The organism is Paenibacillus sp. FSL H3-0302 (genome assembly GCF_037982245.1).
GTDB classification, from domain to species: Bacteria; Bacillota; Bacilli; order Paenibacillales; family Paenibacillaceae; genus Paenibacillus_AQ; species Paenibacillus_AQ odorifer.
On the sequence record NZ_CP150284.1, the window covers coordinates 6,286,276 to 6,298,755 of the forward strand.

The window sequence follows — 12,480 nt, forward strand, 5'->3', positions numbered from 1 at the left end:
ATCTCAAGATGATATCACATCTTGGAGTAGACAGACAATAGATTGTGCGGCAATTCCTTCGCCGCGTCCGGCAAAACCAAGCTGCTCAGTTGTAGTAGCTTTAACATTCACCTTGGACGGGTCGGCATTAAGCGCACGTGCGATAATCTCGGTCATTTGTGGAATGTACGGAGCCATCTTAGGCTTTTGGGCGATAATCGTTGAATCGATATTTCCCAGCTTATATCCTCGCTCACGAGCAAGTACCCATACCTCTTCTAATAACTTCAAGCTATCTGCGTCCTTAAAAGCTGGATCTGTATCCGGAAAATGTCTGCCAATATCACCAAGTCCAAGTGCGCCTAGAATCGCGTCACTAACTGCATGCAGCAGCACATCTGCATCGGAATGCCCAAGCAATCCTTTTTCGTAAGGAATCGTAACTCCCCCAATAATACAAGGCCTGCCCTCTACCAGCTGATGCACATCAAATCCTTGTCCTACAGCGATCATGATTGTCCCTCTCCCCTGTTTCTTTCTGTGAATTCTGCATAATCCAAATCATCAGGTGTCGTAATCTTAATATTTCTGTAGCTTCCCTCTACCACAGAAACCGGAATCCCCGCACGCTCCGCCAAGCTGGAGTCATCGGTGCCCAGAAAGCCATCCCGCTCTGCCGCTGCATAAGCCTCCAGCAAATCAGAAAGACGAAAAGTCTGCGGGGTTTGAATCGCCCACAGACTTCGCCGATCCGGCGTAGACAGTACTTGTCCTTCATTATCCACCTGTTTGATCGTATCCTTGACGGGTACAGCAAGAACCGAAGCACCCATCTGCTTCGCTCGTTCGTAGCAAGCCTCAATTTCATTCGGCTGTACAAACGGACGAACACCATCATGTACCATTACCCACTGTGTCGTAAGTTTCAACAACCCTTTATGTACGGAATGCTGACGCTCAGATCCACCAGTTACTATAGCCTTTACCTTGTCCAGCTTATAGAGCTGTATCCATTCCCGGCAGCGTTCAATATCCTCTTCACCGGTTACGAGCACGATTTCAGAGATCAATTCGTGCTGCTGGAATACCTCCAGCGTATGAACGATAATCGGCTTCCCCTGCAGTAACAAATATTGCTTGCTCTCCGCAGTTCCCATTCGCGTTCCTCTGCCTGCCGCCACAATGACGACGCCCACACTGTTTGACATTAATCTGGCTCCTGTCTTTCACGTATAATCCCATCATAACGTGTTTGGCGGGCATTTCCAACCCATAGGACAGTCCCCATACACTTTATCTTCACTTATTGCGCTTTTTCCAAAAGTTTTGGCTTAGCAAATATCATTCGGCCAGCCGAAGTTTGCAGCACGCTAGTGACCAGAACCTCCATCGTAGTTCCGATATATTCACGTCCGCCTTCTACAACAATCATCGTTCCATCGTCTAAGTAGGCTACCCCTTGCCCATGTTCTTTGCCATCCTTAATGACCTGAACTACGATTTCCTCACCAGGCAGCACTACAGGCTTCACAGCATTCGCCAGATCGTTAATATTCAGAACGGAAACACCCTGCAATTCGCAAACCTTATTTAAGTTGAAATCATTAGTGACTACTTTACCTTGGAGTACCTTCGCTAACTTCACTAACTTACTGTCAACCTCAGAGATTTCTTCAAAATCTCCCTCATAGATCAATACCTTCACATCAAGCTCTTTTTGAATTTTATTGAGAATATCAAGCCCACGCCGTCCCCGGTTCCGCTTCAACAGATCCGAGGAATCAGCAATATGCTGGAGCTCTTCAAGCACGAATTCAGGTATGACAATGGTTCCCTCAATAAATCCCGTCTTACAAATGTCAGCGATTCTTCCATCGATAATAACACTTGTGTCGAGAATTTTATGTTCCTCAAGCCCGCGGCCTTCCGGCTCAGCCGCTTGACCCCAGCGTCCAGATGTCCACAGTGCAGCTAGCTCCTCTTTTTTCTCCAAACCGATCCGCAGCCCCAGATATCCAAAAGCTAACGTAGCTGGCACTTGCAGCAGCTGCCCAGCTTTCCCAAGCCAGATCATTGCAGGGTATAACAGGAGAGATAACAGAAGCCCCCCTGTTAGCCCAGCTGCACTTGCAGCTAATTCATTCATTGGAATACGCGAACAGTAGTGAACCGCCTCCCGCAGTTTTGAACCTCCCCATTCCGCGCATAAAGACCCCGCAAACAAAAAAATAATGGCACCCAGCACCGTAAATAAAATGCTTCCTTCTACAGGTAAGCTTTCACCCAGCTTTTCGATCCCCTTGGGGAATCCTCTTTCGAGCGCATGGTATAGCGAAAAACCTGACCAAGCACCACATATTAAGGCAAAAGACAAAATCACTTTTTTCCACATAACCTAACGCACCTCCTTTTTATTCATCCTAAATGGATCTATTCCTCACCAGTATGTTCCAATTTTCAAGACGATAAACTTGGGGTAGCGCTGGAAATGCAAAAAGGCTTTGCCATCCCCTAGGGAAGACAAAACCTTTGGTCATAATTTATTCAGTTACCTTACCTTATGGACCGATTAACCGTTCTTGGAGTGATACACTTTATCCTCTGAACGGCTACGACGACGATGACGGCGTCTGGCTGTCAACCGATCAATATTTTGCTTAAAGCCGTATAATGCATAAATTCCAAGTAAGACAAAGATCAGCTTAGCGATTTGCTCTGGGAACACAACAGCTACAGCCACTGCAACAACAATAACCACTGGCGCTCCAACCACCGCTTTTTTCGGCAATCCAATCTTTTTAAAATTAGGATATTTAACAGTGCTGACCATCAAATAGGATAAGAGCAGTGTAGCAACGATCATAAACGGAGCCGAAACATCTTTATTAAAAAGAGCTAATGTGGCCAGTACACCACCTGCAGCAGGAATTGGCAAACCGATAAAATAACCCGGAACCCCCGGACGAACATTAAAACGGGCTAAGCGCAAAGCACCAAACACCGGAAAAATCGCAGTTACTGTCCAGCCTAATGCAGAGTTCAAATCCTGCAGGCTTGAGACGTACAAAATAACGGCCGGTGCGACTCCGAAAGAAACGACATCAGATAAGGAGTCCAACTCCTTGCCAAATTCGCTTTCGCATTTTAGAGCGCGAGCTACTCGACCATCTAAGCCGTCTAACAGCATAGCAATAATAACCATGATAGCGGCCATGCTAATCTTACCGTCAAACGCCATCATGATACCAAACATTCCGAGCATCAAATTACCTATCGTAAAAAGACTCGGAATTGATTTTTGTATCATTTCTTCACCTCAATTTTCTAACTTTGGCCTTTAACGTCCCCAATATTACGTGATTGTATGTTATTTACATTTGCCTGTCAATAAGAACTTGCTTCTGTAAACGTTTGAGCCCATCCTGAATATTACGGGCCCGCACCTCCCCAATTCCGTCCACTTCATCCAATTCAGCTATGCTTGCGGACATCAAATTAGGCAGCATTTCAAACCGCTCCACCAGATTGTGAATGATCACATTCGGAAGCCGCGGAATTTTGTTAAGCAGGCGATAACCACGTGGAGTCACCACTTCTTCAGAGGTAATTGCCGTAGAGGAATAACCCAGTATACGGGCAATATGGTTGTCATCCATCAGATCATCATCGCTTATCCGTTTGAGACCGGCGATAATTTCACGGATTTTATCTTCCTGCTCTTCCTTAGCATAGTCTCTGTATAGAAGCCATGCTTCTTCCTCTGTATTTCCAACCAGTTCTTCCATCTGCATGCTGATCAGGCGTCCTTCGTTGCCCAATTCGTTGATATAGCGTTTGATCTCCATTTTTATGCGCAAAACCATCTCTACACGCTGGATAACACCCACTACTTCAGCAACGGTAACAATGCCCTCATATTCTGAAGCTGACAAATTCGTCAGTCCTTGCGTGAGCACTGCTTTATACTTCTCGAGTGTCTGAATCGCTTGGTTAGCCTTTGCCAAAATAGCCCCGATCTCTTTGAGTGCATAACGTATCGAGCCTTGATAAAGCGTGATGATATTGCGGCGTTGTGAAATGGAAACCACCAGCTTACCCGTTTGCTTCGCTACCCGCTCCGCGGTCCGGTGACGGATCCCCGTCTCGATGGATGAGATAGAGGAATCCGGTATAAGTTGTGTATTAGCATACAATATACGCTTTAAATCCTCACTTAGAATAATAGCTCCGTCCATTTTAGCTAGCTCATATAAATAATTGGGCGAAAAATCGCAGTTAATGGAGAATCCGCCATCCACTACGTCCATCACCTCAGGACTGTACCCTACGACAATAAGTGCCCCTGTCTTAGCGCGCAGCACATTCTCCAAACCTTCCCGAAAAGGTGTACCCGGTGCCGCCAGTCTGAGCAGATCATTCATATTCTCTAATTGGTTATATTCTTTCATATCCCTGTGCCCCCTAATCTAACGCGACCGATAGTGCATCTGCTACGGTACTGACGCCAATAATCTGGATATCTTGCGGGTGCTTCCATCCCTTCATGCTCTTTTCAGGCATAATCACCCGCCGGAAGCCAAGCTTTGCGGCCTCCTTAACGCGCATTTCCGCGCGCGAAACGCCTCTTACCTCACCGGTAAGTCCTACTTCTCCGAAGAAAACGTCGTAAGGTTTTGTTGAAATATCACGAAAACTGGAGGCGATACTAATAGCTACAGCTAGATCAATCGCCGGTTCATCCAGCTTTACTCCCCCGGCAACATTAAGGTATGCATCCTGATTCTGCAGGAACATGCCCATCCGTTTCTCGAGTACAGCGATAATAAGTGCCATCCGCTGGTGATCCATGCCTGTGCACATTCGCCGTGGGGAAGGGAAGTGGGTGGCAGCAACAAGTGCCTGAAGTTCTACAAGCACAGGTCTAGTTCCCTCCATACTTGCCACCACAGTAGAACCAGCCACGCCAAGCGGACGTTCCGATAAAAAGAGCTCCGATGGATTCTCTACTTCGGTAAGCCCCGCTTCACCCATTTCGAAAATGCCGATTTCATTCGTAGAGCCAAAGCGGTTTTTTACAGCCCGCAAAAGTCTATACGTATGATGCCGCTCACCCTCAAAATACAGCACGCAGTCCACCATATGTTCAAGCATCCGTGGTCCAGCAATAGCCCCTTCCTTGGTAACATGACCAACGAGAACTGTTGCAATTCCACGAATCTTAGCGATACGCATAAATCTTGTCGTACACTCCCGAACCTGGGTCACGCTGCCTGGCGCACTCGTTACTTCTGGCATAAATACGGTCTGAATAGAATCGATGACAAGAAATTGTGGCTGGATTTGTTCGATCGCTTCTTCTATGCTTTCCATATTTGTCTCACATAGTACATAAAGCTCCGTTGACAACGCATCGAGGCGATCCGCGCGCAGCTTAGTTTGCCTTACCGATTCTTCGCCCGAGATATACAGTACTCGCAATCCCTGTGTTGTAAGGGCGTGCGAGGTCTGTAATAAGAGCGTAGATTTACCGATTCCTGGGTCTCCCCCTACTAGTACCAGCGATCCTGGTACGATCCCCCCACCGAGAACACGGTTAAGCTCACCTATACCTGTCAGTATGCGCGGTTCCTTGTCACTTTCTATACTTATGATCGACTGTGCCTTTTCTTTACTATGAAAAATAGGGGCATTCATTCCCTGTGTTTTGACTACGCTTTCCGTTTCCTCCACCATGGAGTTCCAAGCCTGGCACCCTGGGCATTTCCCGAACCATTTTGGCGATTCGTATCCACAGTCGGTGCAAAAAAATTTTGTTTTTGCTTTAGCCATTTGTTCTCCTTACGGTCCGAACTGTTTACAATTCGGATCATTTTCTTCTAATGAAAGTTTACCATTTCTACCCCTTTAACGAAAGGTCATTCGGTATTTGCATTAAATGTATATTTTAAATTGATCTATTTCCAATAAAAAAAGCTTCCGCTCCTCTATAAATAAGGAGCGAAAGCCTTGTTTATTTTATTCGGATTCTACTTCTTTTTCAAGCGCTGGCGCTACTGGAGCGTCCACTTTAGTCACCACAAGTTCTCCGCCGACCTCATCAATATTGAGGGAATCACCCTTTTGGATATTTCCTCTCAACAATTCCTCAGAAAGACGGTCTTCAATATGCTTCTGAATTGCCCGGCGCAATGGACGTGCACCAAAGGCTGGGTCATAACCTTCTTTAGCCAAGAAGGCCTTCGCTGCATCCGTGAGTACGAAATCAACATCATATTCACGCAGGCGCTTGCGCAGCTCATCAGACATCAACGTAACGATCTCAGCGATATGTTTCTCATCGAGTGAGTGGAAGACGATGATTTCGTCGATCCGGTTCAAGAACTCTGGACGGAAGCTCTTCTTGAGCTCTTCCATAACCTTGCCCTTCATATTGCCGTATTCTGCTCCTGCATCTTGCACAGCCGTGAATCCAAGCGTTGAATTCTTCTTGATTGCCTGTGCGCCTACGTTAGAGGTCAGAATGATAAGTGTATTGCGGAAGTCAACTACCCGGCCTTTGGAGTCGGTAAGGCGACCATCTTCAAGCACTTGCAGCAAAATGTTGAATACTTCCGGATGTGCTTTTTCAATTTCATCAAGCAGTACTACCGAGTATGGTTTACGACGTACCTTCTCTGTTAATTGGCCGCCTTCTTCATAGCCGACATATCCAGGAGGGGCACCAACTAAACGGGACGTGGAGTGCTTCTCCATGTATTCCGACATATCAATACGGATGACCGCATTCTCATCGCCGAACATGGCTTCAGCAAGCGCACGTGCCAACTCAGTTTTACCTACACCCGTAGGACCGAGGAAGATAAAGGAGCCCATTGGACGTTTCGGATCTTTAAGACCCGCACGCGCCCGGCGCAATGCCCGGCTGACAGCCTTAACAGCTTCGTCCTGACCAATCACTCGTTCATGCAGCAGAGCTTCCATGTTAAGCAGACGGTCGGTCTCTTCTTCCTTCAGCTTGCTTACAGGGATTCCCGTCCAGCTTGCAACAACCTGTGCGATATCTTCAGGTGTAACTTCAGAATCGGTGCGTCCTTGTTTTTCTTTCCACTGGTTCTTAGTCGTATCAAGCTCTTCACGGATTTTTTGCTCCGTATCACGCAGGGCAGCCGCTTTCTCAAACTCTTGGCTCTGAACAGCAGAATCCTTCTCCTTGCGGATATCATCCAAGCGCATTTCTAGTTCCTTCAGATTTGGCGGGATAGTGTAAGAGTGAAGCCTTACTTTAGACCCTGCTTCATCGATAAGGTCAATGGCTTTATCCGGCAGGAAACGATCCGGAATGTAACGATCAGACAGCTTTACAGCTTCCACGATAGCTTCATCCGTAATTTTCACACGGTGATGTGCTTCATAACGATCGCGAAGTCCAAATAGAATTTGTACCGCTTCTTCTGGGGATGGCTGATCCACCGTAATGGGTTGGAAACGGCGCTCCAAAGCTGCATCTTTTTCAATATATTTACGATATTCATCCAGCGTAGTCGCACCGATGCACTGAAGTTCTCCGCGGGCTAAAGCCGGCTTAAGAATGTTGGAAGCATCAATAGCACCTTCTGCGCCACCAGCACCGATCAGCGTATGAAGCTCATCGATAAAGAGTACGATATTCCCCGCTTGGCGAATCTCATCCATGATTTTCTTGAGGCGGTCTTCAAACTCACCGCGATATTTAGTACCAGCCACTACCGAGCCCATATCGAGCGTCATTACGCGTTTGTCGCGCAGTGTTTCTGGAATTTCATTATTGATGATCTTTTGGGCCAAGCCTTCAGCAATAGCTGTTTTACCAACCCCAGGTTCACCTATCAACACCGGGTTGTTCTTCGTCCGGCGGCTCAGTACCTGAATAACACGTTCAATTTCCTTGCTACGACCGATAACTGGATCCAGGTTGCCATCCTTGGCATAAGCCGTCAAATCGCGTGCTAGACCGTCTAGAGTAGGTGTGCTGACATTAGCAGGTGTTCCGCTATGACTGGATGCAGCCTCGCTGCTTCCCAGAAGCTGAAGCACTTGCTGACGAGCTTTGTTCAAGCTGATGCCGAGATTATTAAGCACACGAGCCGCGACACCTTCTCCTTCACGAATAAGTCCTAGCAGAATATGCTCAGTGCCGACATACGTATGTCCCAGCTTGCGGGCTTCGTCCATCGACAACTCGATTACTTTTTTGGCGCGAGGAGTATAAGCAATGTTCGTAGGTTGTTCTTGGCCTCTGCCAATCAGTGTCTCCACTTCGTCCTGGATTTTTTCAAGACCCAGACCCAAAGCGATTAATGCTTTAGCAGCAATGCCGTCTCCTTCACGAATAAGTCCTAGCAAAATATGTTCTGTGCCAATATTGTTGTGTCCTAAACGAACAGCTTCTTCCTGCGCTAGCGCTAGCACTTTTTGTGCGCGTTCCGTAAATCTTCCAAACATCATATCTCCTGCACCTCCATGAATAATAAATATCTATATTAATGTTGTGTTCCCAGTGTTTCTCGGAGCAGTTTCGCCCGATACATATCCCGTTCAGTGGCGTTCATCTCGTCACCGAACATTTTTTGCAGAAATCCTGGCTGTGTCTTAACGTTAAGCTCATTAAGCACGGAAATCGAAGGGCCTTCCAGTATGCCAAGGTCAACCCCAAGTCTCACATCAGACAGCCGTTGTGCGGATTCTTTAAGCTCCATTAGAGCTGCATAACACAAAATCCCATAAGATCTTTTCACTCGGTCTGTAATTCTTAAAGCGGAATCTACAAGCAGCCTTTCACGGGCATTTCGTTCATGCTCTATAATCTGGGTGACTACACTGTGAAGGTTCTCGATGATTTCACTTTCTGTTTGACCGAGAGTAATCTGATTGGAAATTTGAAAGATGTTCCCTACTGCTTCGCTGCCCTCACCATAAATTCCTCTTACAGTCAATCCCACTTGGTTCACTGCTGACAATATGCGATTGATCTGTTGGGTCATTACTAGTGCTGGCAAATGCAGCATTACTGAGGCACGCAGCCCTGTACCCACATTGGTGGGACAACTGGTCAAGTATCCTCTTTTATCATCAAAAGCGTAATTCACAGCCGATTCGAAGATATCATCGATGGCTGTCGCACGTTCCCATGCTTCTCTTACCTGAAGACCCGGGAACAGACATTGGATCCGCAGATGGTCTTCTTCGTTAATCATGATGCTGACCGACTCATCTTCATTTAATATCACAGCTGCGCCACGTGAATCATTAGCCAGATTAGGACTGATGAGATGTTTCTCGACCAATACCTTTTTATCCAGTTCATTCACTTCTGCAAGCTTTATCAGTTGAAAAGATCCGAATTCGGCAGCAGTTTCCCCATGAAACACAGGGGCCAGCAGCTCTAATACTTCTTCCGATTGCTCTAAGGAAGCAAGCATAGGGAATGGAAGATGCTCTAAATTACGTGCAATACGCATACGGCTGCTAATTACAATCTCGGAGTGACTGCCTCCCGAGCGCATCCAATCACTAAGCGCTTGTTCAGTAAATCGGAGACTTGACATGTCATATCCCCCCTATATATCAAAGACTTTACTCTTGTGCCATTTCTTTTTCAAGTTGGCGAATTTGATCCCGCAGCTCTGCCGCAGTTTCGAACTCCTCCTGTGCGATACTTTGCTGTAATTCCAGCTTCAATTCATCAATTTGCCGCTTGAACACAATTTGTGCTCCAGCACGTTTAGGAATCTTGCCTACATGCGAAGTGCTGCCATGCACCCGTTTAAAGAGCGGGTCCAGTGCACTGTTAAAATATTTATAACAGGAGCTGCAGCCAAAACGACCCAATTTGCTAAACTGCGAGTACGTCATTCCACAATTCTCACATTGCAGACTCTGCGTAGTCTTCGTAGCAGCCGTCTTTTCCTTACCGGCCCCTTCAAGATCAAGCAGACCGGACAGCAAGCTGTGAATGGAGAATCCTCCAGCAGTTCCCGGGATCAGTTCACCCTTCTCCCGCGCACAGCTCTCGCAGATATGAAATTCTGTCTTCTCTCCATTCACGATCTTGGTGAAATGGAGTGTTGCTGGCTTGACGCCACATTCCTGACATTGCATAAGCGAAAGCCCCTCCCTTATGATTGACAATTATTTGCCTAACAAAGAGATTAACATCGCCTTCATAATCTTGGCCCGAATCTCATCCCGATATGGAATCTTAACCGTTAGGCAATCCCGAGAAACAGCAGCGCGCATAAGACACGCCTCACGCTTGCTTAGAAAACCAGCTTCCTCCAGTTGATAAATCAACCCTTCGGCAGCGTTCTGATCTATCCCGCCACCTATAGTATGGTTTAAATGGGCATGCAGTGCCACGTTGGGCGGCAATTCAAAACGTTGAATACGAATATATCCCCCGCCACCACGCTTACTTTCCACCACATAGCCTTTTTCCAGTGTAAAGCGTGTACTAATAACATAATTGATCTGTGACGGTACGCATGAGAACTGGTCCGCCAGGTCATTTCGCTGGATTTCCACCGTACCTTCGGGACTTTCATGCAAAATATTCTTCAGATATTGTTCAATAATATCAGAGATATTGCGCATCACTCATCCTCCAGTGCTCTTTAAAGCTTCATAATATCGCTTGCGCCCGCATCCTTAATGACATTCATTAGTGAACTTCATTCATATAAGTCTGAAGAAAACTTCACAAATTCAGAGGATCGCACTGTATGTCATCAGGTGCGTTGACTTTGACTTTCTTTGACTTTTTAATATTATAACATATTCTGTGCTAATTCCAAGAGGATTCTCTTATTTTTCACTTTTTTCAGCGAATGTATTCGGAAATAAAGAACTCTCCCAGCATCTTTCGAAGGGGAGAGCCTAATTATTTTCTAAAAATGATCAAAAAGTGCAGTTTCAGCTTGCGGTATGATTTCTTCGAGCCATTCCAGAGCCCTCGGATTACCAGTCACACGTCCATAACGAGCCAGCTCTGCCGGGCGTTTATATCCAAACATTAGAATCGTCAGCGTACCAATATCACAGCTTAAGTCAGCTGCATCCCGTTCACCCTCTATACGCAAGAAAGCTGCTGCTCCCTTTTCGGAGACAGTCCATTCCCACAACCCGTCATTCCATGGGGCATATTTATCTTCAATATAGATAACCTGTTTCTTCTGACTGTTGTGACGCTTAAAAGAATAACTCTCCACGAATGCTTTAGCATTAACAATACGCGCCATAAAATAAGGATAATTCTCCTGCTCTATACGCGGATCAGGCAGCAAAAAGGGTAACATATCATCGGATGGCACCAGTTTTAGCGATGCACCGGTCACCATCGAATCGTGATTTGCAAGAAATGTCCACAGCCCCTGCCGGGCCTGTTCGTTCAAAAACACAAATTCATCAATGACCAGCTCTCTATTTTCTATCTTATATAGTACGTATCCTTCAGGTTCCCCAAGCTGTGAATAAAATACCGCAGTCTGACCTTCATCATCCAGAACAGAGTTTTCCCACCAGTCCAAATCACGCTTAAGTGTTCCGTTATATCTAACTGCAAAACGATTGTATAAGTTGTCCAATACTTCGATATCTATAACACCACGTCTTACCTTGCCCTCAACTTCAACCTTCTTGGGAAACTTGGCAACAGGAATGGAGTATTTCTTATATTCACAATAAACTTCCCAACCAAATTTGCGATAAAAGGGGATCAAGAACGGATGCAGAAAAGATAATGTCTGCCCCGCCTCATTCATCGTTTGCAGCGTATGCGCCAGGAGCTTTGCCACATGCCCCTGTCTGCGATTCTCTGGCCATGTCGCTACCCCTGCGAGCCCTCCCATAGGTACTAATCTACCTTGTATGTACACTTCGAACGGAAGAAGAGTAAGTTTAGCTTCCAAAGTCCCTTCTTCAAAAGCACCCCATACGCGTTCTGCTTTAAATCTTTCCTTAGCATTCGCCCTTTTCTCACTAGGCAGCTTGTATTGAAAAGCATATTCAGATAAATCCATGCTTAGATCAAACTCTTCTGAGTGCAACTGTCTGATATCCACAAAACTCACCTCATCATTTATGAATTTACTTTTATGGTTAGTATAACAAGAGAGTGTATTGTGTGCGAATTATAAGGATATTTTTCGAACTTTTTTCAGTTATCCACAGCCTTAGGCAGTTTTAAAAATAGTCTTGTAATCTTGTTCTATTCAAGTTAAAATAATTATCCACTTATCAATCCCTCTATCCACATAAATATGACTATATCCACAGCAACCCGTGTATTACTTAGGTTTTCTGTTGACAGATCTACATAAATATGTACTTAATCCACACCATTTGGTGATTTTTTGCCTTTTAATCATCTATCCACATGTGCGTAAGTTTTCTGCAAATTCCAATGAATTATCCACAAGTTTTCCACAATCTATAATAGACGCAAAAAAGCCACTGTCGAGTTATCAA

At 45.8% G+C, this 12,480-nt stretch carries 11 protein-coding genes; all 11 read right to left on the reverse strand.

Features of this window, described 5'->3' with window-relative positions; translation table 11 throughout:
- Positions 1-3 precede the first annotated feature (3 nt).
- On the reverse strand, positions 4-492 hold the full coding sequence (gene ispF, locus MHH50_RS28090; protein WP_076277842.1) for a 2-C-methyl-D-erythritol 2,4-cyclodiphosphate synthase: 489 nt from the start codon (positions 490-492) through the stop codon (positions 4-6).
- The gene (ispD, locus tag MHH50_RS28095) at positions 489-1,187 is read right to left on the reverse strand and encodes a 2-C-methyl-D-erythritol 4-phosphate cytidylyltransferase (RefSeq protein ID WP_076130021.1); all 699 of its coding nucleotides are present in this window, start codon (positions 1,185-1,187) and stop codon (positions 489-491) included. Before ispD ends, ispF begins: the two co-directional genes overlap by 4 nt.
- Before the next feature lie 95 nt (positions 1,188-1,282).
- The gene (locus MHH50_RS28100; protein ID WP_340033733.1) at positions 1,283-2,371 is read right to left on the reverse strand and encodes a PIN/TRAM domain-containing protein; all 1,089 of its coding nucleotides are present in this window, start codon (positions 2,369-2,371) and stop codon (positions 1,283-1,285) included.
- Positions 2,372-2,548: 177 nt separating this feature from the next.
- Positions 2,549-3,286 (reverse strand): CDP-diacylglycerol--serine O-phosphatidyltransferase, encoded by a 738-nt coding sequence (gene pssA / locus MHH50_RS28105; protein ID WP_036680477.1) that lies wholly within the window; start codon positions 3,284-3,286, stop codon positions 2,549-2,551.
- Positions 3,287-3,350: 64 nt separating this feature from the next.
- Positions 3,351-4,427 (reverse strand): DNA integrity scanning diadenylate cyclase DisA, encoded by a 1,077-nt coding sequence (gene disA / locus MHH50_RS28110; RefSeq protein ID WP_036680475.1) that lies wholly within the window; start codon positions 4,425-4,427, stop codon positions 3,351-3,353.
- A 13-nt stretch (positions 4,428-4,440) separates the two neighbouring features.
- Positions 4,441-5,808: a DNA repair protein RadA gene (gene radA, locus MHH50_RS28115; protein WP_036680472.1), complete on the reverse strand. Its 1,368-nt coding sequence runs from the start codon at positions 5,806-5,808 to the stop codon at positions 4,441-4,443.
- Between the two features lie 186 nt (positions 5,809-5,994).
- Positions 5,995-8,463 carry an ATP-dependent protease ATP-binding subunit ClpC gene (gene clpC / locus MHH50_RS28120; protein ID WP_036680471.1) on the reverse strand — a complete coding sequence of 823 codons (2,469 nt, stop codon included), beginning with the start codon at positions 8,461-8,463 and terminating at the stop codon, positions 5,995-5,997.
- A gap of 35 nt (positions 8,464-8,498) precedes the next feature.
- Positions 8,499-9,563 (reverse strand): protein arginine kinase, encoded by a 1,065-nt coding sequence (locus MHH50_RS28125; RefSeq protein WP_036680469.1) that lies wholly within the window; start codon positions 9,561-9,563, stop codon positions 8,499-8,501.
- Between the two features lie 28 nt (positions 9,564-9,591).
- The gene (locus MHH50_RS28130; protein ID WP_036680467.1) at positions 9,592-10,116 is read right to left on the reverse strand and encodes a UvrB/UvrC motif-containing protein; all 525 of its coding nucleotides are present in this window, start codon (positions 10,114-10,116) and stop codon (positions 9,592-9,594) included.
- A gap of 30 nt (positions 10,117-10,146) precedes the next feature.
- Positions 10,147-10,608, reverse strand: a complete 462-nt coding sequence (locus MHH50_RS28135; protein WP_036680465.1) for a CtsR family transcriptional regulator — start codon at positions 10,606-10,608, stop codon at positions 10,147-10,149.
- Between the two features lie 293 nt (positions 10,609-10,901).
- Entirely contained in the window at positions 10,902-12,074 is a 1,173-nt protein-coding gene (locus MHH50_RS28140; RefSeq protein WP_076218761.1) for a GNAT family N-acetyltransferase, read from the reverse strand.
- Positions 12,075-12,480 lie beyond the last annotated feature (406 nt).

Bases quoted from the DNA above. Each gene is read 5' to 3' on its own strand.
- radA (WP_036680472.1), bottom strand. From the start codon at position 5,808: ATGGCTAAAGCAAAAACAAAATTTTTTTGCACCGACTGTGGATACGAA.
- MHH50_RS28135 (WP_036680465.1), bottom strand. From the start codon at position 10,608: ATGCGCAATATCTCTGATATTATTGAACAATATCTGAAGAATATTTTG.
- ispF (WP_076277842.1), bottom strand. From the start codon at position 492: ATGATCGCTGTAGGACAAGGATTTGATGTGCATCAGCTGGTAGAGGGC.
- clpC (WP_036680471.1), bottom strand. From the start codon at position 8,463: ATGATGTTTGGAAGATTTACGGAACGCGCACAAAAAGTGCTAGCGCTA.
- ispD (WP_076130021.1), bottom strand. From the start codon at position 1,187: ATGTCAAACAGTGTGGGCGTCGTCATTGTGGCGGCAGGCAGAGGAACG.
- MHH50_RS28130 (WP_036680467.1), bottom strand. From the start codon at position 10,116: ATGCAATGTCAGGAATGTGGCGTCAAGCCAGCAACACTCCATTTCACC.
- pssA (WP_036680477.1), bottom strand. From the start codon at position 3,286: ATGATACAAAAATCAATTCCGAGTCTTTTTACGATAGGTAATTTGATG.
- disA (WP_036680475.1), bottom strand. From the start codon at position 4,427: ATGAAAGAATATAACCAATTAGAGAATATGAATGATCTGCTCAGACTG.
- MHH50_RS28100 (WP_340033733.1), bottom strand. From the start codon at position 2,371: ATGTGGAAAAAAGTGATTTTGTCTTTTGCCTTAATATGTGGTGCTTGG.
- MHH50_RS28125 (WP_036680469.1), bottom strand. From the start codon at position 9,563: ATGTCAAGTCTCCGATTTACTGAACAAGCGCTTAGTGATTGGATGCGC.